Source organism: Mesorhizobium sp. W016 (genome assembly GCF_054719485.1).
This window is the reverse complement of record NZ_JBTTIF010000002.1, coordinates 541,219-567,513: the sequence shown is the minus strand read 5'-3', so window position 1 is coordinate 567,513 and position 26,295 is coordinate 541,219. Positions and strand designations below refer to the sequence as shown.

The 26,295-nt window shown below is 63.3% G+C and carries 25 protein-coding genes, 1 tRNA gene and 1 pseudogene; 14 read left to right on the top strand and 13 right to left on the bottom strand.

Annotated elements, in window-relative coordinates:
- Positions 1-42: 42 nt before the first annotated feature.
- From ACYG9V_RS03130 to ACYG9V_RS03120, 3 genes are all read right to left on the bottom strand, one after another.
- Positions 43-3,468: an acyl-[ACP]--phospholipid O-acyltransferase gene (locus ACYG9V_RS03130; protein WP_352597734.1), complete on the bottom strand. Its 3,426-nt coding sequence runs from the start codon at positions 3,466-3,468 to the stop codon at positions 43-45.
- Between the two features lie 91 nt (positions 3,469-3,559).
- Positions 3,560-3,847 (bottom strand): YiaA/YiaB family inner membrane protein, encoded by a 288-nt coding sequence (locus tag ACYG9V_RS03125; RefSeq protein WP_023668598.1) that lies wholly within the window; start codon positions 3,845-3,847, stop codon positions 3,560-3,562.
- Positions 3,848-3,958: 111 nt separating this feature from the next.
- Positions 3,959-4,645, bottom strand: a complete 687-nt coding sequence (locus tag ACYG9V_RS03120) for a PspA/IM30 family protein (protein ID WP_460221909.1) — start codon at positions 4,643-4,645, stop codon at positions 3,959-3,961.
- Between the two features lie 107 nt (positions 4,646-4,752).
- On the opposite strand from ACYG9V_RS03120, the gene ACYG9V_RS03115 reads away from it, so the two are divergent.
- Together ACYG9V_RS03115 and ACYG9V_RS03110 are read left to right on the top strand one after the other, a co-directional pair.
- Positions 4,753-5,361 (top strand): TetR/AcrR family transcriptional regulator, encoded by a 609-nt coding sequence (locus ACYG9V_RS03115; RefSeq protein WP_023737945.1) that lies wholly within the window; start codon positions 4,753-4,755, stop codon positions 5,359-5,361.
- A 102-nt stretch (positions 5,362-5,463) separates the two neighbouring features.
- Positions 5,464-7,425 carry an acyltransferase family protein gene (locus tag ACYG9V_RS03110; protein WP_081726890.1) on the top strand — a complete coding sequence of 654 codons (1,962 nt, stop codon included), beginning with the start codon at positions 5,464-5,466 and terminating at the stop codon, positions 7,423-7,425.
- Between the two features lie 47 nt (positions 7,426-7,472).
- Here the strand turns inward: ACYG9V_RS03110 and ACYG9V_RS03105 are convergent.
- Positions 7,473-7,548, bottom strand: a tRNA-Ala gene (locus ACYG9V_RS03105).
- 148 nt (positions 7,549-7,696) lie between these two features.
- On the opposite strand from ACYG9V_RS03105, the gene ACYG9V_RS03100 reads away from it, so the two are divergent.
- Together ACYG9V_RS03100 and ACYG9V_RS03095 are read left to right on the top strand one after the other, a co-directional pair.
- On the top strand, positions 7,697-7,987 hold the full coding sequence (locus ACYG9V_RS03100; RefSeq protein WP_023668602.1) for a YggT family protein: 291 nt from the start codon (positions 7,697-7,699) through the stop codon (positions 7,985-7,987).
- A 13-nt stretch (positions 7,988-8,000) separates the two neighbouring features.
- Positions 8,001-8,312, top strand: coding sequence for a DUF167 family protein (locus ACYG9V_RS03095; RefSeq protein ID WP_352765177.1), 312 nt, complete (start codon positions 8,001-8,003; stop codon positions 8,310-8,312).
- Positions 8,313-8,315: 3 nt separating this feature from the next.
- Here the strand turns inward: ACYG9V_RS03095 and ACYG9V_RS03090 are convergent, their stop codons facing one another.
- From ACYG9V_RS03090 to ACYG9V_RS03080, 3 genes are read right to left on the bottom strand one after another with little or no spacing between them, the layout of a single operon-like run.
- On the bottom strand, positions 8,316-9,197 hold the full coding sequence (locus tag ACYG9V_RS03090) for a MurR/RpiR family transcriptional regulator (protein ID WP_023668604.1): 882 nt from the start codon (positions 9,195-9,197) through the stop codon (positions 8,316-8,318).
- Positions 9,198-9,247: 50 nt separating this feature from the next.
- Complete coding sequence (locus ACYG9V_RS03085) at positions 9,248-10,315, bottom strand: ABC transporter ATP-binding protein (RefSeq protein WP_023668605.1); 1,068 nt, start codon at positions 10,313-10,315, stop codon at positions 9,248-9,250.
- 2 nt (positions 10,316-10,317) lie between these two features.
- On the bottom strand, positions 10,318-11,088 hold the full coding sequence (locus ACYG9V_RS03080; RefSeq protein WP_023668606.1) for an SDR family oxidoreductase: 771 nt from the start codon (positions 11,086-11,088) through the stop codon (positions 10,318-10,320).
- A 178-nt stretch (positions 11,089-11,266) separates the two neighbouring features.
- Between ACYG9V_RS03080 and ACYG9V_RS03075 the strand changes: the two genes are divergently transcribed.
- The 4 genes from ACYG9V_RS03075 (at position 11,267) to ACYG9V_RS03060 (ending at position 16,155) form a co-directional block, all read left to right on the top strand.
- Complete coding sequence (locus ACYG9V_RS03075; RefSeq protein ID WP_023668607.1) at positions 11,267-12,499, top strand: ABC transporter substrate-binding protein; 1,233 nt, start codon at positions 11,267-11,269, stop codon at positions 12,497-12,499.
- A gap of 424 nt (positions 12,500-12,923) precedes the next feature.
- Entirely contained in the window at positions 12,924-13,793 is an 870-nt protein-coding gene (locus ACYG9V_RS03070) for a carbohydrate ABC transporter permease (RefSeq protein ID WP_023726098.1), read from the top strand.
- Positions 13,790-14,614 carry a carbohydrate ABC transporter permease gene (locus ACYG9V_RS03065; protein ID WP_023668609.1) on the top strand — a complete coding sequence of 275 codons (825 nt, stop codon included), beginning with the start codon at positions 13,790-13,792 and terminating at the stop codon, positions 14,612-14,614. The genes ACYG9V_RS03070 and ACYG9V_RS03065 overlap by 4 nt, the downstream gene beginning before the upstream one ends.
- Positions 14,615-14,679: 65 nt before the next feature.
- Complete coding sequence (locus tag ACYG9V_RS03060; RefSeq protein ID WP_352765179.1) at positions 14,680-16,155, top strand: M81 family metallopeptidase; 1,476 nt, start codon at positions 14,680-14,682, stop codon at positions 16,153-16,155.
- Positions 16,156-16,186: 31 nt separating this feature from the next.
- Here ACYG9V_RS03060 and ACYG9V_RS03055 read toward each other — a convergent pair whose 3' ends face one another.
- From ACYG9V_RS03055 to ACYG9V_RS03030, 6 genes are all read right to left on the bottom strand, one after another.
- On the bottom strand, positions 16,187-18,241 hold the full coding sequence (locus ACYG9V_RS03055) for a M3 family metallopeptidase (RefSeq protein ID WP_023688838.1): 2,055 nt from the start codon (positions 18,239-18,241) through the stop codon (positions 16,187-16,189).
- An 88-nt stretch (positions 18,242-18,329) separates the two neighbouring features.
- Positions 18,330-18,743 carry a hypothetical protein gene (locus ACYG9V_RS03050; protein ID WP_023688839.1) on the bottom strand — a complete coding sequence of 138 codons (414 nt, stop codon included), beginning with the start codon at positions 18,741-18,743 and terminating at the stop codon, positions 18,330-18,332.
- Between the two features lie 67 nt (positions 18,744-18,810).
- A complete protein-coding gene (locus tag ACYG9V_RS03045) occupies positions 18,811-19,455 on the bottom strand; it encodes a carbonic anhydrase (RefSeq protein WP_023668613.1) in 645 nt (214 codons plus the stop codon).
- 147 nt (positions 19,456-19,602) lie between these two features.
- Positions 19,603-20,367, bottom strand: a complete 765-nt coding sequence (locus tag ACYG9V_RS03040; protein ID WP_023688840.1) for a DUF429 domain-containing protein — start codon at positions 20,365-20,367, stop codon at positions 19,603-19,605.
- On the bottom strand, positions 20,364-21,248 hold the full coding sequence (gene pdxY, locus ACYG9V_RS03035) for a pyridoxal kinase PdxY (RefSeq protein WP_023668615.1): 885 nt from the start codon (positions 21,246-21,248) through the stop codon (positions 20,364-20,366). The genes ACYG9V_RS03040 and pdxY overlap by 4 nt, the downstream gene beginning before the upstream one ends.
- Before the next feature lie 133 nt (positions 21,249-21,381).
- Positions 21,382-21,633, bottom strand: coding sequence for a hypothetical protein (locus tag ACYG9V_RS03030; protein WP_023668616.1), 252 nt, complete (start codon positions 21,631-21,633; stop codon positions 21,382-21,384).
- A gap of 163 nt (positions 21,634-21,796) precedes the next feature.
- Here ACYG9V_RS03030 and ACYG9V_RS03025 point away from each other — a divergent pair, with 163 nt between their 5' ends.
- The 6 genes and pseudogenes from ACYG9V_RS03025 to ACYG9V_RS03000 all read left to right on the top strand — a co-directional run bounded on the left by ACYG9V_RS03025 (position 21,797) and on the right by ACYG9V_RS03000 (position 26,190).
- Positions 21,797-22,429: a LemA family protein gene (locus tag ACYG9V_RS03025; RefSeq protein WP_023681434.1), complete on the top strand. Its 633-nt coding sequence runs from the start codon at positions 21,797-21,799 to the stop codon at positions 22,427-22,429.
- Positions 22,430-22,668: 239 nt separating this feature from the next.
- Positions 22,669-23,439, top strand: coding sequence for a TPM domain-containing protein (locus tag ACYG9V_RS03020; protein ID WP_352765274.1), 771 nt, complete (start codon positions 22,669-22,671; stop codon positions 23,437-23,439).
- A 49-nt stretch (positions 23,440-23,488) separates the two neighbouring features.
- Positions 23,489-23,944: pseudogene (locus tag ACYG9V_RS03015) on the top strand (TPM domain-containing protein); the annotation flags it as partial.
- 35 nt (positions 23,945-23,979) lie between these two features.
- On the top strand, positions 23,980-24,870 hold the full coding sequence (locus tag ACYG9V_RS03010) for a TPM domain-containing protein (RefSeq protein WP_352674380.1): 891 nt from the start codon (positions 23,980-23,982) through the stop codon (positions 24,868-24,870).
- A 6-nt stretch (positions 24,871-24,876) separates the two neighbouring features.
- Positions 24,877-25,515, top strand: a complete 639-nt coding sequence (locus tag ACYG9V_RS03005) for a TPM domain-containing protein (protein WP_023755945.1) — start codon at positions 24,877-24,879, stop codon at positions 25,513-25,515.
- Positions 25,516-25,683: 168 nt separating this feature from the next.
- Complete coding sequence (locus ACYG9V_RS03000; RefSeq protein ID WP_352765181.1) at positions 25,684-26,190, top strand: GNAT family N-acetyltransferase; 507 nt, start codon at positions 25,684-25,686, stop codon at positions 26,188-26,190.
- The last annotated feature ends 105 nt before the right edge of the window (positions 26,191-26,295 follow it).

Genomic DNA, 26,295 nt, shown 5'->3' with positions numbered 1-26,295 from the left:
TGAACGGGCCGGCTCTTGCGTCGGCCCGTTGCCGTAGCCGGGTCAGGCGGCCTTGGTCTTCAAGGCCTCTTCGTCGCGCACCATTTTTGTCACGGCGGCGAAGTCGAGCTTGCCGGAGCCAAGGACCGGTACCTTTGAGACCACCCGCACTTCGGCCGGGACCATCAGGTCCATGGCGCCGTTGGCCTTGGCGTAGGCGAGGAATTCCGCTCGTGTGGCGCCGGATGCCTCAGTGATGAGGATCAGCTTTTCGCCCTTGCGCGCGTCGGGCACCGTGGCGACCGCCGACAGCGAGCCCTTCCACAATTCGCCGGCCAGCGCTTCGACAGCGGCGAGCGAGATCATCTCGCCGCCGATCTTGGCGAAGCGCTTGGCGCGGCCGCGAATGGTGATGAAGCCGCCTTCGTCGATAGCGACGACGTCGCCCGTATCATGCCAGCCGTCCTCCAGCGGTTCGAGCACGCCGGGCTTCTCGGCCCGGAGATAACCGGCCATGACATTGGGGCCGCGCACGAACAGCCGGCCGCCTTCGTCGACGCCGGGGACCGGATCGAGGCGGTATTCCATGCCGGGCATGATCTTGCCGACGGTTCCAGAGCGATTGTACATCGGCGTGTTGATGGAGATCACCGGCGCCGTCTCGGTGACGCCATAGCCCTCGAGTATGCGGACGCCGAACTTCTCCATATAGGTCATGCGCGTCGCTGTCTTGACCGGCTCCGCGCCGGCAAAACAATAGCGTATCGAGCGGAAGTCGTAGGGGTGCGCGGTGCGGGCATAGCCGGAGAGGAAGGTGTCGGTGCCGAAGATGATCGTCGCGTTCGAGCCGTAGATCAGTTCCGGCACGAGGCGGTAGTGCAGCGGCGAGGGGTAGAAATAGACCGGCACGCCGGAGATCAACGGCAGCACCGTGCCCGCGGTCATGCCGAAGGAGTGGAAGATCGGCAGCACGTTGAACACCTTGTCGCCCGAATGGAAGTCGATACGCGACGCCGCCTGGGCGGCGTTGGCCAGGATGTTGCGGTGGGTCAGAACGACGCCCTTCGGCGTGCCTTCCGAACCCGAGGTGAACAAGATCACCGCCGCATCGCCGGGCTTGCGTTTCGCGCGCGGCGTCGACTTGCGCAGCAAGCCGAGCAGCTTATCCTTGAGACTGATGGTCTTTCTGAGATCGTCGAGCCACACGATGTCGACCGAGCGACCGAGTTCCTCGACTACAGCGCCGAGCTTTGCCTGTTCGACGAACGCGCGGGACGTCAGCACGGTGCGGACTTCGGCGGCCTTGCAGGCGGACAGAATATTGGCAGCACCTGCGGTGAAGTTCATCATCGCCGGAACCTTGCCGGCGGACATGACGCCGAGCAGCGTCGCGCAAGAGCCGTTGGCGTTGGGCAGCATGATGCCCAGCGTCTGCTGGTCGGCATAAAGGTTCTGGAACTTCTCACCAAGCACGGCGGCAGCCGTGAGCAGCTTGCTGTAGCTGAGAGAACCGGTGACCGGATCCTGAACTGCGAGCTGATTCATGCCGCGTTCGTTCGCCGTCTCGATGATCTTTTCCAGTACGGTCTTGTCGATGTCCTGGGTGCGGAAAACGAGATCCGACATCACCTGGTAGAGCGCGGAACCCGCCGCGGCGCGGCGCTTGCGGCCCTTCAGCTCTTGCGGCACCTCGAGCTTGACCGGTTCCAGAATGGTCACCTTGACCTTCGGGAACAGGCGGCGGCGCACATGCTGCGAGCTCAACCGCGAGAAGTAGGTCTTCTCCAGCCCGTCGATGCGCACCGGCACAACCATCGAGCCGGTCTTGTCGGCAACCATGGCGGCGCCGTCATAGACCTTCATCAGGCCGCCGGTCACCGTGATGCGTCCCTCCGGGAAGATCACCAGCGGATCGCCGCCCTGCACGATCTTGATCAGCGTGCGGGTCGACATCGGCTTGGCCGGGTTGAGCGGCAAAGCGCGGGCAAGTTTCATGAACGGCTTCATCCACCAGGCCTGGGCAATGGTGTAGTCGATGGCGAAGACCGGCTCCTCATCGGTCAGCGTCAAGGCGAGCGGACCGTCGAGGAAGCTGACATGGTTGAGCGCCAGGATCGGCGCCTTGCCGGCCGCCTTGAGGTTTTCCATACCCTCGACTTCGAGGCGCAGGAAAGCGCGGAACAGGATGGAGACGAAGTCACGGAAGGGGTTCGTCGGCAAATATTTCAGCATCAGCCAGGCGGCAATCGCATTGGCCGCGACGAGGCCGAACAGGATGCCGCCGGTCGAGACCTTCGTCTGGATCAGGGCCATGATGATGCCGCCGCCAGTCATGAAGCCGGCATTGACGATACTGACGGCGGCGACGACCCGGGCGCGCCGCGCTTCGGGCGACCAGGCCTGCACGGCGGCGAAGGTCGGCACCACCAGGAAAGCGGCTGCAATGGCCATGCCGGCGAGGTCGATGGCGACGCGGATCGTGTTTGGGCCGGCGAAGAATGCGCCAAGGGTTTCCGCCTGGGGCGACGGCGTCATGCCGGAGATGGTCCAGGCGAGATGCAGGCCGAACAGGGCGAGCAGCGCCGTGCCGACCGGTGCCGGCAACAGCACGATGCGGCCCTGCGACATCCAGGCGGCGATGGCCGAACCGATGGCGATCGAGACGGCGAACACGGCGAGGTAGACGGTGACGGCCATTTCGTTGCCGCCGAGCGAATCCTTGATCAGGACCGGCAGGAGCGAGAGCACGATGGCGCCGATCAGCCAGAACCACGACGTCATCAGGCCGGCGCGCCAGATGCGCGTGTCGGTGCGCAATTCGGCGACCTGGCGCCAGGTCGAGCGGAAGATGTTCTTGTCGATGACAAGGTCGGGCGCCGCCGAACCGGTGGACGGGATATAGCGGCTGACGAGCCAGCAACCGACGGCGAGCGCCATCATGATCGGTCCGAACACCGCGACGCCGATGCCATCGGCGGAAACGACGCCGCCGGCTATGGTGCCGCCGAGAATCGCGGCAAACGTGGCTGACTCGATCCAGGCGTTGGCCTTGGGCAGTTCCTTGCGTTCGAGGTGATCGGGCAGGATTCCGTATTTGATCGGTCCGAACAGCGCCGAGATAACGCCGAACATCAACAGCGCCGTCATCAGCACGGGAATGGACGACAGGGCGATGCCGACGACGGAGACACCCGCCGCGGCGATCTCGGCGAATTTCAGACGCTTGGCTATGAGAGCCTTGTCGAAGCGGTCGGCGAGCTCGCCGCCGAGCGCCGACAGGAGCAGGAAGGGGGCCATGAAGACGGCGCCCGCCAAGGTGACCAGTGATGCCGCCTGGTCCGCCGCCAGCGTGAACAGAATAAGGAACACCAGCGTGTTCTTGAGGAAATTATCGTTGAAGGCGGACAGGAACTGCGTCCAGAACAAGGGCGCAAAGCGCCTGGAGGTCATCAGATGAGCTGTCGGTCGGTTGATCGGGGCGATTTCCATAGCGGCGACTTCCATTGGGCAAGACCGGTGAAAATCCTGACTGGATTGATCAGCGGTCTTGCGCGTTGAGCCTTGTTTAGCGGGAACCCGGTTACACTTCGTTACTGCGGCTGACTTCCATCAGCAACTTCTCGGTCTTGGCGTCTTCCAGCCGGTTGATGAAGCGGCTTGCCTCTTCCGAGTCGCGCAGCGTCTTGGTGATGGTGATCGAGGTGTGCACGAGCATGATGGCGGCCATCGCATAAAACCCCTTGGCGGCGAAGCTCGCCTCCATGAAGTAGATGCCGCCGGCCATCATTGTGGCGGCAACGGCGAAACTGGCCATGGTGAAGGTCTTCCAGGCGCTTGAGTCCTTGGGGGAATAGGTGTTCGGGGTCATCGATATGGTCCTTTCGTTTCAAGGTTAGGTTGGTTGGGCGTGGGTCTGTTTCAGGCTGGATACAATCAGGCCGGATACAATCAGACTGGATAACAATCAGGCCGGGTACGATCAGGCCGGCTTGGTCATGGTCTTCGTGAGCCGTTCGAGCACGGCGTCGGCGCTGCTTCTCAGCGGCGCGCCGCAGCCGGCGGCCGCAAGCTTCTCTGAGACCGCGGCAGGATCGCCCGACTGTTCCATCTCGGCCATGGCGGCCGCGGTGGCGTCGATCTGCTTTTGCCTGGTGCGCAGGCGCAGCAGCGTCTCCTCGGCGTCCCTGAGCGCCGACAGGCTGGAGCCGGGCGCGCTTTCTCGCAGGCGCTGGGTCGAGTTGACCGCGGCAACGATGCGCTGGCCGCGCTGCAATTCGCGCAGGCGCATTTCGGAGACGCGGATAATCCGCTTGAGACGCTCAATCTCGGTGCCGAAGCTTTTCTGCGCCTCGGCGGAGGCGTCGCGTTCGGCTTCCAGCATGGCGATGGTTTCGGCGGCTTCGCGGGCCAGTTCATTCTGTCCCTGCTCGATCGCGGCGATCGTGCGCTTCTCCAAATCGTCGATGCGGAGGACAAGCTTCTTGTACTGCGCGACTTCCTGTTCGTTCTGGGCGATGGCAATTGCAACCGCCCGGCGGGCGGCCGCGATAGCGTCGGCGCAATCGCGGATCTGCTGGCGCAGGATTATCAGCGCGTTGCGGTCGACGACCGCCTCGGCGGCTTCGTAGCTTCGGCCGCGAACGAGAGCAAAAAACTGTTTCAACATTTCCGTTTCTCCTATATGAACGTTGTTCATGAGGCAAAGTAGCACATTGTGAACGGCGTTCAAGGAGAAAATGAACGGTGTTCATGGTTGCGCATAAGAGAAGGTTAATGACCGCAAAACGGGACGCCAAACGCGAGGACCTCAAAGGCAGGCTGATCGAGGCCGCGCAAGCGCGCATCCAGTCCTCGGGGCTCGCCGGTCTGCGTGCGCGCGACATCACGGCCGATGCCGGCTGCGCGCTGGGCGCGCTCTACACCGCCTTCGCCGACCTGGACGAGCTCATCCTGCACGTCAATTCGATCACACTGGCCAGGCTGGGGGCGGCCCTGCAGCAAGAGGCGACCGGCGTCGCCGAGCCTAGGGCAAGGCTGAAGGCGCTGGCCAAGGCCTATCTCGGCTTCGCCCGCGACAACCGCATGGCGTGGAAGGCGCTGTTCGAGCACCGTATGGCGCCAGGCGTGGCGGTGCCCGAATGGCATCTGGCCGAACATGCGGTGCTGGTCCAGCATCTGGTTGAGCCGCTGGCCCAGCTGCTCCCGGCGGCGGCAACGCCGGAGCTTTTGGCCCGCGCGCGCACGCTGTTCTCCGCCGTGCATGGGATCGTCGCCATCTCGCTCGAAGACCGTTTCATTGGCCTGGCGTCCACCGACCTCGAAAGTGAGCTGCTGGGTTTCGTCGACACGCTGGTGAGCGGACTGGAGACGGAAAGGGAATGAACTGCTGCGATCGGCTCTTGCCTCACGGCACTCTGCCCTTATGAAGATCGTGGCGCGGACTGCCGGTTGATCCAGGCCGGCTGAGACTGTTGGGGATATCCGGTGACAATCGATCAGAACCGTCGGTTTCGACCCGAAATACAGGGGCTGCGCGGCTTGGCGGTCGCGCTTGTCGTGGTCTATCACATATGGCCGGATGTGCTGCCTGGCGGATATGTCGGCGTCGACGTCTTTTTCGTCATCTCTGGCTATCTGATCACGGGCCTGCTGGCGCAGATGGCGCTGCGCGGCGGCCGGATTTCACTGATCGAATTCTACTCGCGACGGGTGCGACGGTTGTTGCCGGCAGCAACCTTGGTGCTGCTGGTGGCATTGCTGGGCACGCTGCTTTTCATCTCAAAGGCGCGCTGGGAGGAAATGGGCAACCAGATCGTGGCGAGCGCTCTTTATGTCGAGAACTGGCGGCTGGCCTCGATTGCGGTCAGCTATCTCGAGGCCGACACCTTGCCGAGCCCGGTGCAACACTACTGGTCGCTTTCCATCGAAGAGCAGTTCTACATCGCCTGGCCGTTGGTGATGATCGGCGTGATCTGGCTGGCGCGCCGCCGTGACCTTCCGCTGAGGGCCTGCTTGATCGGGGCGTTGTCGCTCATTTTCGCGGCATCACTTGTTGCCTCTGTCGTTTTGACGGCGACGGATCCGGCCCAGGCCTATTTCGTCAGCCATACCCGCCTGTGGGAATTGGCGCTGGGTGGTCTGCTGGTGCTGACCGAACACCAGTTTCGACTGGCGGCACTCACTAGACAGTGGCTGGCGATCGCCGGCATCCTGGGCATCGTTGCGTCCGCCTTGCTGTTTTCCGCTGCAACTCCATTTCCCGGCGTCAGTGCGTTGTTGCCGACCTTGGCCACAGTGCTGGTCATCCTGGCTGGCGAGGTTGAAGTCGGCCGGTTTCGTGGGCTCGATTCGTTGCCACTTCGTTTCATCGGCGATCGCTCCTACTCGGTCTATCTATGGCATTGGCCGCTGATCACCATCTCCCAGGCGCAGGGTCATTCGCTGACCCTTGCCGGCGGTTTCGGCCTGATTGCGGCGACCCTGCTTCTATCGGATCTGTCCTATCGATATGTTGAGCAGCGCTACCGGCAAGCTCGGGGCGGCGCCTGGTGGAAGCCGCTGGGATACGGCACCGCGGCGGTTCTCACATGCGTGGCCGCATCCGGCAGCCTGCTGCTCTTTCTGAAGACCGAACGCATCGACACCGCGCTGATCGGCACGCCTTCCTACCCTGGGCCCGCCGCTCTCGTCTCCGGCGCCGTGGTCCCGGACGGTGTGAACCTTCTGCCGCCGCTGGCCCGGCTGAGGCGGGACGTGCCGGTCGTGTATGCAAGGAAGTGCCACCAGGAGGAAAGCTCGGAGCCCAAACGATGCTCTCTAGGCGATCCCACGGGTGCGAAAACAATGGTTCTGGTGGGAGATTCTCATGCAGCCCAGTGGGTGCCGGCACTGGACAAGATCGCAAAGGACCGCAACTTCAAACTGGTTACCTTTACAAAATCCGCCTGCCCATTCACCCGCGTGGCCATCACGGCGGATGGCAAACCCAACGTCTTATGCGCGCAGTGGCACGAAAAGGTGCTGGCCGAGATCCTAAAGCTGAAACCGGATCTGATCTTCACCAGCCAGTCCAATTACGGAGCGGTTCAGCAAGACGTGATGATCGAGGGGCTGCGAAGTCTCTGGGGCGGGCTGACGGACGCCGGCTCGCAAATCGTTGCCATCCGCAACACGCCCTATATGAAATTCGACCCGGGCGAATGCCTGAGTTCGACCCCAACGAAATGCGTCACCAAACTGAGCGATATTGAGCGGAGCAACGTGTTGGCGCTGGCCGCGGAAGGACAGAAAAATGTGCGCGCCATCGATATGCTCGATGCCATTTGCGGGCCGCAACTATGCCCGGCAGTTGTCGGCAACATCATCGTCTGGCGGGACAGTCATCATCTGACCGCCAGCTACTCGCTTGCCCTGGCGCCCTATCTCGCAGCGAAGGCGGGGCTTTGACGAGACGTCTCGGAACTTAGATGTGTCGACAGGCAGGAAAATTCCGCTGGTGGAGCTGAGGAGGATCGAACTCCTGACCTCGTCATTGCGAACGACGCGCTCTCCCAGCTGAGCTACAGCCCCGTCCAGCGGATGGCGCATTTATCGAAGGCTGCGGTTTCCTGTCAAGGCGGGGTTTTGCTGAAATCCCTTGTGCCCGGTGCTTGCAGGCGACCGGCCCTTGCCGGTTTCGCGCGCAATGGCTACATGTCGGCAACAATCGGAGACCGGCATGCTCGCCCTCATTCAAACAATCGTCATGGCGCTGGACCTGTACTGGTGGGTCATCATCGCCTCGGCGATCTTTTCCTGGCTCTATGCCTTCAACGTCGTCAACTCGCGCAATCAGTTCGTCGGCAGCATCGGCAACATGCTCTACCGGCTGACCGAGCCGGCGCTGCGGCCGATCCGTCGGTTCATGCCCGACCTTGGCGGCGTCGACATCTCGCCGATCATCCTGCTTCTGCTCCTGTTCTTCCTCAGGCAGCTCATTCTCACCACGATAGCGCCGCTGGTCCTGTGAGCCTGACGATGGCATGAGCGCGCCATTCCGCTTGCGCGCTGACGGCATCGACCTGTTTATCCGGCTGACGCCGAAGTCTTCGGTGGACAGGCTCGAAGGCGTCGAGACATCGGCCGACGGGCGCAGCCATTTGAAGGCGCGCGTGCGCGCCGTGCCGGAGAATGGCGCGGCCAATCAAGCACTGCAAAGGCTTGTCGCCAAGGCGCTGGGCGTTCCGGCATGGGCGGTGTCGGTTGTTGCGGGCGCTGCCGCTCGCTTGAAGACGCTGCGCGTGAATGGCGACCCGGCGGCGCTGGTAACGAGCATCAAAGCGCTCGCCGGATAAGCCTCAATCTCCCAGCGGCAACTTCGGATCGTCGACCTTCAGCGTGTTTACGCTCTGCTTGATGCGGCGCAGGTTTTCGAGAACCCTGGGTCCGCGCGTCTCGGCCACCGAGGTGACGATCATGTCGACGATCGACAGCAGCGCATAGCGCGACGAGGTCGGCTTGTAGATGTTGCCGTCTTCCAGCGACTGGAACTGGATAACGGTATCGGCGGCCTTGGCGAGCGCTGATTCCGGCGGGGTTACGGCGATGGTGCTGGCGCCATATTGCTGGGCCACCTGCACGGCGTCGATCACCGAGCGCGCATAGCCGGACACCGAGAACGCGATCAGCGTCGTCTCCGATGTGGCGACCGCGGCATACATGCGCTGCAATTGCCCGTCGATCTGCGCCAGCACCGGCACGCCCAGCCGAAACAGCCGGTTCTGCATCTCGGTCGCCATCATCGAGGAAATGCCGCCGGAGCCGATGCACAGCACATTGCCCGAACTGACGATGCGCGCGGCCACGCCCACCAGCGTCTTCATGTCGAGGTTTTCGCTGGCGCGCTGGATGGCGGCGATTGCCGCTTCGGTGATGGCCGACGCAATGCGCTGCTCGCGCGCGTCGCGGTTCAGCGGTTCGGGCGACAGATACTGGCCGCCAATGGCGATCGCCTGCGCCAGGTAGAATTTGAAATCGCGCAGACCCTCGCAGCCGAGATTGCGGCAGAAACGGGTGACCGTCGGCTCGCTGACGCCGACGCGCGCGGCAATTTCCGAGATTGCCGCCTTGGAGGCGAAGTCGAGATCGGTCAGCACGAGGCCGGCCAGGCGGCGGTCCGATTTGGTGCCGTCCTGCGACATCAGCTGCAGGCGCGTGATGATGTCGGCCGGCGTTTTCATTTCTGGGTTGTCGTCTTCATCGTGGTGTTTTCGTTTTCATGCCGGCGCTCTCATAGCGGCAGGCCTGTCGCCGTGTCGAACAGATGGATGTTTGCAGGCGCGACCGAGACCGGCAGCATCTCACCCGGCTTGACCTGTATCCGATCGCGGAACACGGCGCGCACCGTGTCAGCGCCGATGGCGCCATAGACATGGGTTTCCGAGCCGGTCGGCTCGACGACATCGACCTTGATCGCCATCGCGTCGACAGCCTCGCCGATGACGAAGTGTTCGGGCCGTATGCCGGCCTCGACCGTGCTGCCAGCCGGCACCGTCTTGCTGCCGAGCGCCAGTCGCCCTCCGCCGGCCGATTCGAACCAGCTTTTCTCGGGCGTCGTCTTCAGGGCGCCGGAGACAAAACTCATCGACGGCGAGCCGATGAAGGAGGCGACGAATTTGTTGGCGGGACGGTCGTAGAGCTCCAGCGGTGCGCCGACCTGCTGGATCTTGCCGCGGTCCATCACCACGATGCGGTCGGCCATGGTCATGGCCTCGATCTGGTCGTGGGTGACATAGACGATGGTCGATTTCAGCCGCTGGTGCAGCGCCTTGATCTCGGTGCGCATCTGCACGCGCAGTTGCGCGTCGAGATTGCTGAGCGGCTCGTCGAACAGGAACACCGAGGGTTCGCGCACGATGGCGCGGCCCATGGCGACGCGCTGGCGCTGGCCGCCCGACAGCTCCCGGGGATAGCGGTCGAGATAGGAGAACAGGTTGAGGACGCCGGAGGCCTTTTTCACCTTGTCGTCGATTGCCGTGCGGCTTTCGCCGCGGATCTTTGGGCCGAAGCCGATGTTGTCGGCCGCTTTCAGATGCGGAAACAGCGCATAGGACTGAAAGACCATCGCAACATTGCGCTGCTGTGGCGGCAAAGCGTTGGCGCGCACGCCGCCGATCAAGAGGTCGCCTGAGGTGATCGGCTCCAGCCCGGCCAGCATGCGCAGCAAGGTCGACTTGCCGCAGCCGGAAGGGCCGACCAGCACGACGAATTCGCCGCTCTTGATGTCGAGGCTGATGTTTTCGAGAATCTTATGGCGTCCGAAGGATTTCGACAGGTCGCGGAACTCAACGTCGGTCATGGCTACGCTCCCAGTATGTCGTCGATGAAGGGCAGGAAGCCGGCGGTCAGTCCGGCGTCGACCGGCACCACCGCGCCGGTTATCCCCGATGCGCGATCCGAAACAAGGAAGGCCACCGCTTCGGCCACTTCCGTGGCGTCGACGATGCGGCCGAGCGGATAGAGCCGCTTGAGCTTGCCGAGAACATCCGGGTTCTTGGCCAGGCGATGGTCCCAGGCGGCAGTGCGGATCGAGCCGGGGCAGACGACATTCGCGCGCAGCCCGCTGCGGCCGAGTTCCACAGCGATCGCTTTGGCATAGGCATTGATGCCGGCCTTGGCCGCGGCATAGGCCGGGTTGCCGAAATGGGCGATGGCGTTGACGGAAGAGATGAAGACGACGCTGCCCGAACCGCGCGCGGCCATTGCCTTGATCAGCGGATCGGCGAACAGCATCACCCCGGTCAGATTGAGGTCGAGCTCATGCGTGATCTTGTCGGGGGTCAGCGCTGCAAGAGTCTCGGCGCGCGTCCAGCCGGCATTGTTGATCAGGATGTCGGGCACGCCGTCTTTCCCGAGGATCGCCGTGATCGCGGCATCGGTGGAGATCCGGTCGAGAAGGTCGAAGACGTGGCCCGACGCCAGATGCGGACTGCCGAGCTGGTCTTGCGACTGGTCGCAGCCGACGACGCGCGCGCCTCGTTCGGCCAGCAGCGCCACAATAGCCGAGCCGAGCCCGCCGCCGGCGCCGGTCACCAGCACGGTCTTGCCTGCGAATTCGGCCTTTGAAACCACGCTGCGCGCCTCCCTGGGATCTACGATAATCGGAAAACGCTATTTTAAGAAATGTAATTAAGCAACAGGATAATCCGCTTGCACGAGGTCAAATGATGGATAATGTAGGAAAGTCACATTAAGCCTTGGTCGCCTGGAAGCCGCAAGAGCGCAGGCGCAATCAACTGGGAGAGATCGAATGAAGCTTGCAAAATGGACTGTCGGCCTGATGGCCGGAATGAGCCTGCTCGCCCTGGCCGCGCAGGCAGATGCCGGCGAGGTGCGCGTAACCGTCGCCGAATACAGCGCCAAGACCGGCCCGTATTTCGAAGCGGTGAAAAAGGAATTCGAGGCAGCCAACCCGGGTATCACCGTCAAGTTCGAAGTTGTGCCGTGGGACGTGCTGCTGCAGAAGCTGACCACCGACATCACGGCCGGTACCAATGCCGACCTGTCGATCATCGGCACCCGCTGGCTGATCGATTTCGTCCAGCAGGATGTCGCCGAGCCGCTCGACGCCTACATCAAGCCAGACTTCAAGGACCGCTTCATCGACACCTTCCTGTCGCCGTCGATCATGGAGGGCAAGACCTATGGCCTGCCGATCGCGGCTTCGGCGCGCGCCATGTACTACAACAAGGAATTGTTCGAGAAGGCCGGAATCGCCAACCCGCCGGCAACCTGGACCGAGTTGCAGGAGGATGCGCGCAAGATCAAGGCGCTGGGCACCGGCACGTTCGGCTTCGGCCTGCAGGGCAAGGAGATCGAGACCGACGTCTATTACTACTATGCGATGTGGTCGCAAGGCACCGAGATTCTCAACAAGGATGGCACGTCGGGCCTCGGCACGCCGGGCGCGCTCGAAGCCGCCAAGCTCTACAAGTCGATGATCGACGAAGGCCTGACGGAACCCGGCGTCACCTCCAACAACCGCGAGGACGTCCAGAACCTGTTCAAGCAGGGCAAGGTCGGCATGATGATCACCGCACCCTTCCTGTCCAACCAGATCAAGGACGAGGCGCCGAACCTGAAATATGGCGTGGCCGCTATCCCCGCCGGACCGACCGGCGCGCGCGGCACGTACGGCGTCACCGATTCCATCATCATGTTCAAGAATTCCAAGAACAAGGATGAGGCCTGGAAGCTGCTCGACTTCCTGTTCACCACCGAACAGCGCGCCAAGTTCACGCAAGGGGAAGGCTTCCTGCCGGTGAACAAGGAAGAGGCCAAGATGGACTATTACGTCAACAATGCCGACCTCGCCGCGTTCACCGCACTGCTGCCCGACGCTCGCTTTGCACCGGTCATCCCCGGCTGGGAAGAAGTCGCCCAGATCACCTCGGATGCCATGCAGAAAATCTATCTCGGCGGCGACCCCGAGGCAGGCTTGAAGGAAGCGGCTGCCAAGGCCAACGCCGTGATTAAGAAATAGGGCGTATCTCCCTGCGCCCGGCGCGGCCCAGAGATCGGGGCGCGCCACACTTTCCTCTCCCTCCGGAGGGGGGAGAGGTGGCTCGGCGAAGCCGAGACGGAGTGGGGGAACCACCTGGCAACCGCCGCGACGGACATAGGAAGGGCAATAGGGGCAAACATCACCTCGCCTTGCGCCCCAAGGGTCGACATCCACTCCGTCGACCCCCACTCCGTCGAGCTCCGCTCGACACCTCTCCCCCGATCGACGGGGGAGAGGAAAGGCCCCTTCCGCAACCGTTGCGGAGGATGGGCAGGCAGGTGAGGGGCAGCGCAAACGTCGCAGGAAATTCAAACCCTGAAGCGCTGCCTTAGACCGATATGCGAGATTGATCCGAGCTGGCGCGCCAGCGCCACTTATGTCCAACACGGTACGAATCCGGCCGATGCAAAATCGTTACCTGCCCTATTTATTGACCTTGCCCAGCCTGTTTCTGGCCGCAGTCGTCATCTTCTGGCCGGTCTGGGACCTGATCCAGATATCAACGCATGATGTCAGCCGTTTTGGGCAGCTGCGGGACTTCAACGATTTCGCCAATTATTCCGCCTTCCTCGCCGATCCCGATTTTCTGGCGGCACTCTGGCGCACCGGCCTGTGGACCGTGCTGGTGGTCGGCGGCGCGCTGCTGTTGTCCGTCCCCGTGGCGATGATCCTCAACACCGATTTCTACGGCCGCGGCATTGCCCGCGTCATCATCATGCTGCCCTGGGCGGTGTCGCTGACGATGACGGCAGTGGTCTGGCGCTGGGCGCTCAACGGCGAAAGCGGGATGCTGAACTCGGCGCTGATCGGGCTTGGCCTGATCCATGAAAACATCCAGTGGCTGGCGCGCGCCGAGACGGCATTCCCGATGCAGGTGCTGATCGGCATATTGGTGACGGTACCGTTCACCACGACCATCTTCCTCGGCGGCCTGTCGTCGATCCCCGACGACCTCTACGAGGCGGCGGCCCTGGAGGGGGCGACGCCGCTGCAGCAGTTCCGCGAGATCACCTTTCCGCTGCTGAAGCCGTTCATCAACATCGCCATCGTGCTCAACACCATCTACGTCTTCAATTCCTTCCCGATCATCTGGGTGATGACGCAGGGCGGGCCGGCCAACTCGACCGACATATTGGTCACCCATCTCTACAAGCTGGCCTTCCGCATCGGCAAACTGGGGGAAGCATCGGCAGTGTCGCTGCTGATGTTCGCCATCCTTTTGATCTTCACCATGATCTATGTGCGCCTCGCCATGCGGGAGCAACGCGCATGACGCCCAAGCTGAAGCGCACGATCATTGCCTGGCTGCTGCTTTCGCCGCTGCTCGTGGTGACCATCTTCCCCTTCGCGGTAATGTTTTTGACCGCGGTCAAACCGCGGCAGGAGGTGCTGTCGCCGACCTGGTGGCCAAGCGAATTCCACTGGTCGAATTTTGCCGACATGTGGGTGGCGACCGGCTTTGGCCAGGCGCTAGCCAATTCGCTCTATGTCTCTGTTATCGCCACCGTCGGCGCCATCCTGATCTCGGTGCCGGCCGCCTATGCCATGTCGCGGTTTCGCTTTGCCGGCTATGGCGCCTTCCGCCAGTTCCTGCTGATCTCGCAGATGATCTCGCCGATCGTGCTGGTGCTCGGCCTGTTCCGGCTGATGGCGGCCTGGGGTCTGATCGAATCCACGACGGCGCTCGGCGTCATCTACATGGCTTTCAACGTCGCCTTCACCGTGTGGATGCTGCAAAGCTATTTCGACACCATCCCGCGCGATCTCGAGGAAGCAGCGTGGATGGAGGGCGCCGGCCGCTGGCTGACCTTGCGAAAAGTGTTTCTGCCGCTTTGCCTGCCGGCAATCGCGGTGACCGCCATCTTCACCTTCATCAACGCATGGAATGAGTTCGTCGTTGCGCTCACAATGCTGCGCAGCCAGGAAAGTTACACGCTGCCGATCCAGGTGTTCTCGCTGGTCGCCGGCCGCTACACGATCGAATGGCACCATGTAATGGCGGCGACGCTGCTGGCGACGCTGCCGGTGGCGATCCTGTTCATCTGGCTGCAGCGCTATCTCGTCCGCGGGCTGGCGCTCGGGGCCGTAAAATAGCAATTCCAGTGTGGAGCGGTTTTCCGTCCGGGATTGCGAAAAACAAATAGCCGTACGGAGTTTTCATGCGCATCTTCACCGCCTCGCTGGCGACCGAAACCAACACCTTCTCGCCGGTGCCGACCGACCGGGCGTCGTTCGAGATGGCGTTCTATGCCGGGCCGGGCAAGCATCCTGATACACCGACCTTGTGCTCCTCGCCGATGGTCGCGCTGCGCCGGCGCGCGGCTGCCGAAGGGCTGACCGTCATCGAAGGCACCGCCACCTGGGCGGAGCCGGGCGGGCTGGTGCAGCGGCAGACCTATGAGGCGTTGCGTGACGAGATTCTCGGCCAGTTGAAGGCAGCCTTGCCGGTCGACGCCGTCATCCTCGGCCTGCACGGCGCCATGGTGGCGCAAGGCTATGACGATTGCGAAGGCGATCTGCTGGAACGGGTTCGCGCAATCGTCGGGCCCGACGTGGTGATCGCGGTGGAGCTCGACCCGCACAGCCACCTGACGCCGAAGCGCGTCGCGGCATGCAATGTCATGGCCTATTTCCTCGAATTCCCGCACACCGACTTCTATGAGCGCGGCGAACATGTCGTCGAGCTTGCATTGGCGGCGGCGCGCAGCGAGATCAAGCCGGTGATCTCGACCTTCGACTGCCGCATGATCCAGGTGCTGCCGACCAGCCGCGAGCCGATGCGCTCCTTCGTCGACCGCATCAAGGCGCTGCACGGCAAGGACGGCGTGCTGTCGGTCTCGGTCATCCACGGCTTCATGGCCGCGGACGTGCCGGAAATGGGCACGCGCATCCTGGTCGTCACTGACAATGACAAGGCCAAGGGCGATGCGCTGGCGGAGAGGCTAGGGCACGAGCTTTACGCCATCCGCGAAAGGACGGCGATGACGATGCTGAACACCGAGGACGGCATCGCGCGGGCACTGGCCGTGCGCAAGGAAAATCCCGGCAAGCCGGTTGTGATTGCCGACATCTGGGACAATCCCGGCGGTGGCGTCGCCGGCGACGGTACGGTCGTGCTGCGCGCCATGCTGGAACAGGGCGTGGACAATTTTGGCGTGGCGACGATCTGGGACCCGATCGCTGTCACCTTTTGCCAGGCGGCAGGCGAAGGCGCCGTCATCGACCTGCGCTTCGGCGGCAAGGCCGGGCCGCTGGCCGGCGAACCGATCGATGCGCGCGTCAAGGTGTTGAAAGCCGTCCCCGAGGGCTGGCAGAGCTTCGGGCCGAGCCGGGTGACGCTCGGACCGACGGCGCTGGTGCGGCTCGAAGGCACCGAAATCGACATCATCCTCAACACCAACCGCACGCAGACCTTCGAGCCGGATGTCTTCTCCAACATCGGTGTCGATCCGTTGTCGAAGGACATATTGCTGATCAAGTCAACCAACCATTTCTACGCCGGCTTTGAACCGATCGCGGCGGAGATCATCTATGTCTCGGCGCCGAGCTCGTATCCGAGCAATCCGGCGGTGACGGATTACAGGAAGCTGACGCGGCCGGTGTGGCCACGGGTGGCGGATCCTTGGCGCTGGTGATCTCCCCCTCGAGGGGGGAGATAAGGCGGCGCTATAGCAATCCCCGCTTCACCATCATCGCTTCCGGCGAAGGCATCTTGCCGCGGAACGCCGTGTACAGCTCCTCCGGATCCTTCGACCCGCCAGCGGCATAGATATTCTTCCGAAGCCGTTCCGCCAGCGCCGGGTTGAAGGGATCGCCGGTCTCCTCGAAGGCGGCGAAGGCGTCGGCGTCGAGCACTTCCGACCACATGTAGGAATAGTAGCCGGCTGAATAACCGTCGCCGGAGAAGATATGGCCGAAATGCGGGGTGCGATGACGCATGGCGATGGTGTCGGGCATATCAAGCTTTTCCAGCGTTTCGGCTTCGAAACGCAGCGGTTCCGCCGGCGCATCCGGCCGCGCGTGATACGCCATGTCGATCAGCGCCGACGCTGTGAACTCGACCGTGGCGAAACCGGCGCCGAACGTGCGGGCGGCCAGCATCTTGTCGAGCAGCGACTTCGGCATCGGCTTGCCGGTCTTAACATGCAGCGCATGCTTTTCCAGCACTGCGGGCACCGTCAGCCAGTGCTCGTAGAGCTGCGAAGGCAGTTCGACGAAATCGCGGGAAACCGAGGTGCCCGCCACCGACGGCCAGGTGACGTCGGTCAGCATGCCGTGCAAAGCATGGCCGAACTCGTGGAACAGGGTCTTGGCCTCATCGACCGACAACAGCGCTGCTTCCCCGGCCGGCGGCTTGGCGAAGTTCATGATATTGTAGATCACCGGCTTGGAGCCATCGCCAAGCTTGTAGCCCGACTTCAGCGCGCTCATCCACGCGCCGGAGCGCTTCGAGGACCGGGCGAAATAGTCGGCGAGGAACAGGCCGCGCTCGCTGCCATCGGCGTTCTTCACCACGAAGACGCGCGCGTCGGGATGCCAGGCGGCGATGCCCTTCTTCTCCTCGAAAGTGATGCCGAACAGTTTTGTGGCGACGTCGAAGCAGGCGTCGATGATGCGGTCGAGTTGCAGATAGGGTTTCAGTTCCGCCTCGTCGAAGGCGAATTTTTCGGCGCGCAATTTCTCCTGGTAGAAGCGCCAGTCCCAGGCGGCGAATTTTTCGTTGCTGCCTGCCTTGGTCGCCAGCCGCTCCAGCTCCTTCTGGTCGGCGGCGGCCTTCTCCAGCGCTTTCTCCCAGACCGGGTCGAGGAGGTCGTGCACCGCCTTCGGCGTCTTGGCCATGGTGTCGTCGAGTTTCAGCGCGGCGAACGAGGCATAGCCTAGCAGCCTGGCCTTTTCGGCGCGCAGTTTCAGCATGTCGCGCACCACTGCGGTGTTGTCGCTGGCGCCGCCATTCTGGCCGCGCATGGTGAAAGCGCGGAAGGCGCTCTCGCGCAGGTCGCGGCGTTCGGAGAAGGTCGTGAACGGCTCATAGATAGAGCGCGACAAGGTGACTGCGTAGCGGCCTTTCTGGCCGCGCGTCTCGGCGGCTTCGGCCATCGAACTCTTCACGAAGTCCGGCAGGCCCGCAAGATCAGCCTCGTCGAGGAAAAGCGCCCAGTCGCGCTCGTCGGCCAGCACGTTCTGGCCGAAGGTCGTGCCGAGCGAGGACAGCTCCTCGCTGATGTTGGCCAGCCGCTTCTTGCCGTCGGCGTCGAGTTTTGCGCCCGATCGCACAAAGCCTTTCCAGGTCTTCTCCAGCACCCGCAGCGTCTCGGCGTCGAGTTTGAGCGTCTCACGGCGCTGGTAGAGATCGTCGACGCGGGCAAACAATTTCTCGTTCATCGAGATCGCCGAGAAATGCCTCGACATTTTTGGCGAGATATCCCGCTCCAGCGCCTGGATCGCATCGTTGGTGTGGGCGCCGGCCCGGCACCAGAAGATCGACGAGACATGGTCGAGCGGCTCACCGGCGAGCTCGAGGGCTGCCAGCGTATTCTCGATGGTCGGCGCATCCTTGTTGCCGGCGATCGCATCGATTTCGGCCTCATGTGCCTTCAGCGCCGCGTCGAACACCGAGGAGAAATCGTCGTCGCCGATGCTGGCAAAATCCGGCAGGCCGAGCGGCCCTTGCCATTTGGTCAGCGGATGGGCGGCGAGATCGACGGTTTTCGTGGACGGCATGGGGGATCTTTCGATGATTGGCGGAGCTTGCTGACCGATGTAGGGCGATGACTGGCGCGGCGCAACAGCGCGGCCGTTCAAGCCCGCGTCAGAAGCCGTCGCAATTTTCCGCGATCGCCGCTTGCGAACTGGCGGTGATGCGGTTGCCGGTGACGGCGAACGTCTCCTGCATCAGCATGTCATTGTTGGGGAAATCATAGCAGGCGATGACAGTTGTGACGCCGGCCTCGCTCTTTTCGACGCGATGCCGGATTGCGGCTCCGGCGACCGCGCCCTTCCATTCGTCGATCGACGCGATGAACTCCTGCTTCGACTGTACGACGCCGAGATCGTCGAGCTTGATGCGGACATCGTCGGCGAGCAGGTCCGACAATTCGGTGCGATCGGCGACCAGCAGCGCCGAATACCAGCGGTCGATAATGGCGCCGTCATCGGAGCGGGCAGGGACGAGCGAAATCAGCAGCGCCGCTACGGCGAAAGCGATCGCAGGCCAAACCCGCATTCTTGCCTCCTCTTATTTGACCATGCCCTTATCCGAAAACCGGTTCCCACTTTTCGGGATCATGGGTCTACGTCAAATCCGGCCGCTCGAAGTCGCCGGTGTCCTTGTTCATCACCCAGAGCTCGCCGGTCGAGATGTCGAACCAGGCGCCATGCAGCGACAGCCGCCCCTTGCCTTCGAGGATGGAGACGCAAGGGAAGGTCCTGAGATTGGCGATCGAATAGCGGATGGAAATCCGCTCCAGCGCCGTCTGCCGTTCGGTTGTCGTCATGAACGTGCTGGACGAAACGGTTTCGGCCGCCGGCGCGATCAGGCTCATCCATTTGCCGATGAAGTCGCCGGGCGACAGCGGCGCCGAATTGGTGTCGAGCGCGGCGCGGATGCCGCCGCAGCGGCCATGGCCCATCACCACGATGTTTTTCACCTTCAGGCTCTGCACGGCGAATTCGAGCGCGGCCGAGGTCGAGTGGAACTCGCCGTCCGGCGCATAGGGCGGCACCAGATTGCCGACATTGCGCAGGACGAACAGTTCGCCCGGACCGGCGTCGAAGATCGCCTCGGGGGCAGAGCGGGAATCGCAGCAGGCAACGATCATGGTTTCGGGCGCCTGCCCCTCGCGGGCAAGCTCGCGATAGCGTCCGCTCTCGGTGAGATAGCGGCCATTCATGAAGTTGCGGTAGCCGGTCCAAAGATGTTCGGGGAGATGGGGCATGGGCTAGGGATGAAGCCTTTCGGGGTTAGCGACGGCAGCTCATTTCAAGTTAGAAAGGCTCTAACGGCAAATGCCCGTCGCGGGCAATGCCGAATTGCGGATGGCTTCGTCGCAAATCGCCATGCCGCACGCATGGCGCCGCTTGCCTCACGCCCAGATCGCCAGGGGAATGCCGAAACGGTCGGCAAGCGGCGGGTCGGGAAACGGCGTTGCCTCCCCGCCGGCAATGCGTCCGGCAATCAGCATCATCGCTGCGGCGTCGAGGAAATCGTCGGCGGCAGCACCGCGTTGCGGCGGCTGGTCAAGGAAAGCTCTGGTATAGCCGTGCCGGCAGAGCAGTGCCTTGCGTTCTTCCATCCCGGCCGGATTGACGGCGCCCTTGATCTTCTTCGGCAGTGTCATCGGTTTTTCGCCGTTCAGCCGGCAGAAGGCCACTTCGGGATGCGATTCGAAGACGCGGCGGCGCAGTTGCGGACGTGCGATCAGCAGCGCGTCGATCTCGCGTATCTTGGCAAAGATGCCGAAGGCCTGGATCGAGACGCCGCGTGGCGGATCGGAGGTCGCCTTGGCCACCTCGCTGGCGCGCCGATGTGCCTCATACCAGGCCTCGACCGTGGTGAAGCCGCTGGTGTCGGCGTAGAGGGCCGGGCGGGACGGGATAGAGAAGACGCTGGATTGCCGTGCTCCGAGCATTGGCCGTACCAAGGTCTCCGGCCCGCGCCCGCCTCTTTGCGAGACGTCCGGCAGGCCGATCGGCATGTCGACGACCACTGTCGCATCGGCGGGCAAGGCGTCGAGCAGGGTCGCAAAGCTGGGAAAGACGCGGACTGACGGCGCGGCATCCAGATCGCGGCGGACGGCGATCCAGCCGGCCTTGCAGCCGTCGACGCCGACGACCACGGTCGAGGTCACGCCCGGCGGTCCCGCCCCGGATGCGTGAGGTGGCGCAGTTGCACCATCGCCATCGGATGCGACAGGCTCTGGGCATCGGTTTCAAGCTGCAACTCGTCGCCGCCACGCTTGGCGGTTCGCGCCAGGATTTCGTAGACGGCGGCGGTGGTCGATTGCAGCGCCTTGATCGGCGGCTGCCCCGACAGGATGCGGGCGAGGTAGACGGCCGCAGTCAGGTCACCGAGGCCATTCGGCGGCTTGTCGATGAGGCGGTGTTCGGCCAGCAGCGCCTGGGTGCCGTCAAGCAGCAGATTGCCGGTGCCGCCGGTCATCATCGACTGTGCCGACGTCACCAGCATTGTTGACGGTCCGGCATGGAGGGCGGCCGAGATCACCGATTTCAGATCGGGCAAAGGCGCGCCGGCCATCCACTCCAGCTCATAGCGGTTGGGGGTGGCGATGTCGGCGATCGGCATCAGCCGGTCGCGCATCGCGGCGGCCGTCGGCTCGGGCACATAGAGCCCGCCGGAATCGCCCATCACCGGATCGCATATATAAATCGCGTCCGGCGTCTTGGCCTTGACCGCCGCAACCAGCGAGGCGACGGCCTCGGCCTGGCCGGCCTCGCCAAGATAGCCCGACAGCACCGCGCCGACCTCACCCAGCCAGGGCGCGCGCTCGAGATCGGCCATCAGCGCCTTGAACTGGTCGAGCGGCGGCACGATGCGCGTGGCGCGGCCATGGCCCGGATGCCAGGGCAAGATGACCGTCGGTACCGCCCACACGGGAAAGCCCAGCGTCTCCAGCGCAAACACGGCGGCGCGGTTGCCGACCGAGCCGCGGGCGACATGGCTGGAAATGACGATGACCGCGCGCGGCGCGTCGGCTTTTTCGCTGTTCATGGAAAATCCTAGATACGGATAATTTTTCGTTGAATCGTCATCCTGATCTATCTCTTTGGTTGGAGCATGATCTCCGGACAAAACGGTTCCCGCTTGTCCGAGAAAACCGGTTCCCACTTTTCAGGATCATGCTCTAGCTGCCCCGGGAGACGTGGTACACGAGCCAGATCAAAAGGCCGAGGGCGACGATGAGCCCAAGTGCGCGACCGATGCGGGTGCCCCAGACCTCGATCGGATCGGATCGGTCGGCCTCCGCTGCGGTAACATGATCGCGCGCGCCTTTCGCTGCCCGTGACACCAGCGATGCGCCGCCAAGGCCGCCCTCGTTCGCCACGCGCTCGATAATGCGGCGCGATTCGCTGTCATCGTCGTGGCGTTCCGCCATGATCCTGTCCTGTTTGCCGGCAACCATACCGTGTTCGCGCGATCAATCACAGGGCCTCGCCGGCGCATGAATGCGCGCCAGGAATGCGCGCCAGCGGCAGACATTTTCTTGAGCGCGGATTGTGCTAATGCTTCGCATGCAACTTCTGTCGAGGGACCTCACCATGTTTGCCCAGCGCCTTGCCTTCCCTTTTCGCAGTCTGCCGGCCGTGCTGATGATGGCCGTCGTGCTGCCTCTGCTCGCCGGCTGCGGCTTCAACACCATCCCGACGGCGGAGGAAAACGCTAAGGCGGCATGGAGCGAGGTGCTGAACCAGTATCAGCGTCGGTCCGACCTCATTCCCAATTTGGTCGAGACGGTGAAGGGCTATGCCTCGCATGAAAAGGACACGCTCGATGCGGTGGTCGAGGCGCGCGCCAAGGCGACGCAGATCACGGTGACGCCGGAAACGCTGAAGGACCCCGAAGCGCTCAAGAAGTTCCAGGATGCGCAATCAGGGCTGACCAGCGCGCTATCGCGGCTGATCGCGGTGTCGGAGGCCTATCCCGACCTCAAGGCCAACCAGAATTTCCTGGCGCTGCAGGCGCAACTCGAAGGCACCGAGAACCGTATCGCCGTGGCGCGGCGCGACTACATCCTGGCGGTCAAGGATTACAATCTGACGCTGAGGACCTTTCCGTCGGTGCTATGGGCAACCTTCTGGTTCCGCAGCAACGAGCCCTTCGCCAACTTCACCGTCGAAGAAGACAAGATGCAGCCGCCGAAGGTCGATTTCGGCACGAAGCAGGGCGGGTGATGACGTCTGGGTGAGCTTGGCCTTTGCCAGCCTTGCGTTCCTTCACACCCCCCTCTGTCCTGCCGGACATCTCCCCCTCAAGGGGGGAGATCAGCTGTCTTCTGTCCTTGCGCCAAATATCAGCGTTGCCGGCTGAGCGTCGGCAGCGAGATTGCCAATCTCCCCCCTCGAGGGGGAGATGTCCGGCAGGACAGAGGGGGACGCGAAGGAACGCCAACCTTGGTGTTCTTCTCGCCTTTCTGGCCGTCTTCCTGCCCCTCACCGCCTTCGCCGCCGACCTCCCCGCGCTGACCGGCCGCGTCGTCGATAACGCCGGGATCATCGATGCAGGCACCAAAGCCGCGCTCACCCAGAAACTCGCCGACTTCGAGACAAAAGGCTCCGGCCAGATCGTCGTCGCCACCATCCCCAGCCTCGACGGCGAGGAGATCGAGCCTTACGCCAACCGGCTGTTTCGCTTCTGGAAGCTTGGCCAGGCCAAGGAAAATAACGGCGTGCTGCTGCTGGTGGCGCCGAACGACCGCAAGATGCGCATCGAGGTCGGCTATGGGCTGGAAGGCACGCTGACCGATTTGCACACCAAGCTGATCATCGAAAACGACATGGTGCCGGCGTTCCGCGCCGGCGATTTCTCCGGGGGCATTTCCAAGGCCGTCGGCGACATGGTGATGGTGCTGGAAGGCAATCCGGAGGAATTGGAGGCGCGCGGCGAGCGCAACCAGAAGCCGCCCATCAATACCGACAATCTGTTCTTCGGCGTCTTCATCAGCATCTGGGCAATCATCTTCTTCGGCAGCATGGCCGCCTCCATCCTGCCGCCGATCTTCGGCCAAAAACTCGGTCCCGGCCGCTATCGCTGGCTCGGCATGACATTCGAGCCGGGCCGGCGGTCGTCCAGCGGCGGCTGGTCTTCGGGCGGGGGCGGCTGGTCGTCGGGTTCAAGCGGTGGTGGCGGCTTTTCCGGCGGCGGCGGTTCGTCCGGCGGCGGCGGCTCCTCGGGAAGCTGGTGACGAGATGACAACACGCATCGCCAATCCCTGGCATGGCCGCTTCGCCACGATGACCGGCGCTGCCTTGCTGGTCTTGCTCGTCAGCTTCGCGGCGCTGGCGGCGGAACTGCCCGCCCTCACCGGTCGTGTCGTCGACAATGCAGGCATCATCGATGCCGCGACCGAGGCGGCGCTCACCCAAAGACTGGCCGATTTCGAGACCAAAGGCTCCGACCAGATCGTCGTCGCGACGGTTCCCAGCCTCGACGGCGAGGAGATCGAGCCTTACGCCACCCGGCTGTTCAACGCCTGGAAGCTCGGCCAGAAGGCCAAGAACAATGGCGTGCTTCTGCTGGTGGCCGTGAACGACCGCAAGATGCGCATCGAGGTCGGCTACGGGCTGGAAGCCACGCTCACCAACCAGCACGCCACACGGATCATTGAAGGCATGGTGCCGGCCTTCCGCGCCGGGGATTTCTCCGGCGGTATTTCCAAAGCGGTCGACGACATGATCATGGTGATTGAGGACAGTCATGGTGGTTGAGGGGAACTGGTGACGGCATGACAGTACGCGTCTTCAATCCGCCAAGACCTGGCCGCGCAGCCGCGACGATCGGCATCGCCCTGTTGACGATGCTCACCATGCTGTTTGTAGCCTTGGCGGCAGACCTGCCGGCACTCACCGGGCGGGTGGTCGACAATGCCGGTATTATCGACGCCGCGACCAAGGCGGCACTGACGCAGAAGCTCGCGGATTTCGAGACCAAAGGCTCCGACCAGATCGTCGTCGCCACGATCAACAGCCTCGACGGCGAGGAGATCGAACCCTACGCCAACCGGCTGTTCCGCTTCTGGAAGCTCGGCCAGGCCGGCGAGAACAATGGCGTGCTGCTTCTGGTGGCGCCGAACGACCGCAAGATGCGCATCGAGGTCGGCTACGGGCTGGAAGGCACGCTCACCGACCTGCACACCAAACTGATCATCGAAAACGACATGGTGCCGGCGTTCCGCGCCGGTGATTTCTCCGGCGGCATTTCCAAGGCCGTCGACGACATGGTCATGGTGCTGGAAGGCAACCCGGAAGAGCTGGAGGCGCGCGGCAAGCGCAACCCGGCCGACCGCAGCACGCCCATCGATCCCGTCGTCGCGGTCTTCCTGATCCTGTGGGCGGCGATGTTCTTCGGCGGCCTGGCGATGGCCTTCCTGCCGCCGATCTTCGGCACCAAGCTGTCGCCGGGCGTGTATAAATGGCTGGGCATGACCTTTCGCTACGGCCAGGGGCCGAGCGGATCGTCCTCGGGCTCCAGCAGCTGGACAACAAGTTCGTCGTCGGGCAGCGGATGGTCATCGGGAAGTTCGGGCAGCAGCTGGTCTTCGGGCTCAAGCAGCGGCGGCGGGTTTTCAGGCGGCGGCGGTTCGTCTGGCGGTGGCGGGTCTTCAGGGAGCTGGTGAGAGAAGATGGCAACACGACCGATCAGCCCACAGGACCATGAGCGCATCGCCACCGCGATCCGCGCGGCCGAGGCCAAAACCGACGGCGAGATCTACTGCGTCGTTGCGCATGCCAGCGACGGCTATTTCTTTCCCGCCGCCTTCATGGCGACATCAGGCATGCTGATTGCCAGCCTCGCCGTCGCCTATGGGCTGGAAGCCTGGTGGCTGTCGATCCGGCTGCCGCATTTCGTCATTGTCCAACTGCTGGCACTGGCCTCGGTGTTGGTGCTTTTGTGGGCGCTGCCGGGCTTGCGCATCCATCTGGTGCCGCGCCGGCAGCGTTATCAGGCGGCACATGACAATGCGCTCAGGCAGTTCCTCGCCCGCAATGTCCACCGCACCACGGCGCGCACCGGCGTGTTGGTCTTCGTGTCGATCGCCGAGCGTTATGCCGAAGTGGTCGCCGATTCGGGCATCGACAGCAAGGTCGGCCAGCATGTCTGGGACGGCGTGGTGCGCGATCTCCTGCAGCATGCCGGTCACGACCGGCTCGCCGACGGCTTCGTCAAGGCGATCGGGCAGGTCGGCGCGGTGCTGGCCGAGCATTTCCCGGTGACGTTGGGCGATGCCAATGAACTGGACGATCATCTCGTCGAGATCTGAAAAGCCAGCACGCGCTACCCGGACGGACGCCTGACCGCGCCGGCTGGGTGCGTTTTCCAGGCAGGCTTTGCCCATTGTCAGCAGTGTCGCGATCGGCTGTGAGAAAGCGGTCGGCGGGCTGACCTCGACTCTTGCAAATGGCCGATGCGGGTTTATGGTTAACAAATCATGAATACGCTGAGCATCGACATCAGGAAAGCCGAACCGCGCGACGCTGGCGCCATTGCGGACGTGCACCAGCAGGCTTGGGAGGGCGCCTATTCCGGCATCATCCCGCAGCGCTCGCTGACCTCGATGATCAACCGCCGCGGCGCCGACTGGTGGGCCAACGCCATCCGCCGCGCCGCCACCGTTCTGGTGGTCGAGATCGGCGGCACCATCGCCGGCTATGCCACGATCGGCAAGAACCGCGCCCGCGAGCTGAAGCAACAGGGCGAAATCTACGAACTTTACCTGCGTCCGGAATATCAAGGCATCGGGCTCGGCAGCCGGCTGTTCAAGGCGGCGCGGGCGCGGCTTGCCGACCACGGGCTGAAGGGAATGGTGGTGTGGGCGCTGGAAGACAACCAGAACGCACTTTCCTTCTATGCCGGCGCGGGTGGCCGTGACGTCGCCGAAGGCGTCGAGATTTTCGAGCAGAGGGCGCTCAAGAAGGTCGCCTTCGTCTGGGAATGACCGGCCTCGGTTACAAATCATCATAAACCGTGCGCTTCCGTTAGCGCTTCGCACCAATCGCCGCATTGCACCATGCCGCGCCGCCCGCTATCGATCTTGGACATC

Excerpts from the sequence above, each read along its gene's own strand:
- ACYG9V_RS03130 (WP_352597734.1), bottom strand. The coding sequence starts at position 3,468 with ATGGAAATCGCCCCGATCAACCGACCGACAGCTCATCTGATGACCTCC.
- ACYG9V_RS03125 (WP_023668598.1), bottom strand. The coding sequence starts at position 3,847 with ATGACCCCGAACACCTATTCCCCCAAGGACTCAAGCGCCTGGAAGACC.
- ACYG9V_RS03120 (WP_460221909.1), bottom strand. The coding sequence starts at position 4,645 with ATGTTGAAACAGTTTTTTGCTCTCGTTCGCGGCCGAAGCTACGAAGCC.
- ACYG9V_RS03115 (WP_023737945.1), top strand. The coding sequence starts at position 4,753 with ATGACCGCAAAACGGGACGCCAAACGCGAGGACCTCAAAGGCAGGCTG.
- ACYG9V_RS03100 (WP_023668602.1), top strand. The coding sequence starts at position 7,697 with ATGCTCGCCCTCATTCAAACAATCGTCATGGCGCTGGACCTGTACTGG.
- ACYG9V_RS03095 (WP_352765177.1), top strand. The coding sequence starts at position 8,001 with ATGAGCGCGCCATTCCGCTTGCGCGCTGACGGCATCGACCTGTTTATC.
- ACYG9V_RS03090 (WP_023668604.1), bottom strand. The coding sequence starts at position 9,197 with ATGAAAACGCCGGCCGACATCATCACGCGCCTGCAGCTGATGTCGCAG.
- ACYG9V_RS03085 (WP_023668605.1), bottom strand. The coding sequence starts at position 10,315 with ATGACCGACGTTGAGTTCCGCGACCTGTCGAAATCCTTCGGACGCCAT.
- ACYG9V_RS03075 (WP_023668607.1), top strand. The coding sequence starts at position 11,267 with ATGAAGCTTGCAAAATGGACTGTCGGCCTGATGGCCGGAATGAGCCTG.
- ACYG9V_RS03070 (WP_023726098.1), top strand. The coding sequence starts at position 12,924 with ATGCAAAATCGTTACCTGCCCTATTTATTGACCTTGCCCAGCCTGTTT.
- ACYG9V_RS03065 (WP_023668609.1), top strand. The coding sequence starts at position 13,790 with ATGACGCCCAAGCTGAAGCGCACGATCATTGCCTGGCTGCTGCTTTCG.
- ACYG9V_RS03060 (WP_352765179.1), top strand. The coding sequence starts at position 14,680 with ATGCGCATCTTCACCGCCTCGCTGGCGACCGAAACCAACACCTTCTCG.
- ACYG9V_RS03055 (WP_023688838.1), bottom strand. The coding sequence starts at position 18,241 with ATGCCGTCCACGAAAACCGTCGATCTCGCCGCCCATCCGCTGACCAAA.
- ACYG9V_RS03050 (WP_023688839.1), bottom strand. The coding sequence starts at position 18,743 with ATGCGGGTTTGGCCTGCGATCGCTTTCGCCGTAGCGGCGCTGCTGATT.
- ACYG9V_RS03045 (WP_023668613.1), bottom strand. The coding sequence starts at position 19,455 with ATGCCCCATCTCCCCGAACATCTTTGGACCGGCTACCGCAACTTCATG.
- pdxY (WP_023668615.1), bottom strand. The coding sequence starts at position 21,248 with ATGAACAGCGAAAAAGCCGACGCGCCGCGCGCGGTCATCGTCATTTCC.
- ACYG9V_RS03030 (WP_023668616.1), bottom strand. The coding sequence starts at position 21,633 with ATGGCGGAACGCCACGACGATGACAGCGAATCGCGCCGCATTATCGAG.
- ACYG9V_RS03025 (WP_023681434.1), top strand. The coding sequence starts at position 21,797 with ATGTTTGCCCAGCGCCTTGCCTTCCCTTTTCGCAGTCTGCCGGCCGTG.
- ACYG9V_RS03010 (WP_352674380.1), top strand. The coding sequence starts at position 23,980 with ATGACAGTACGCGTCTTCAATCCGCCAAGACCTGGCCGCGCAGCCGCG.
- ACYG9V_RS03005 (WP_023755945.1), top strand. The coding sequence starts at position 24,877 with ATGGCAACACGACCGATCAGCCCACAGGACCATGAGCGCATCGCCACC.
- ACYG9V_RS03000 (WP_352765181.1), top strand. The coding sequence starts at position 25,684 with ATGAATACGCTGAGCATCGACATCAGGAAAGCCGAACCGCGCGACGCT.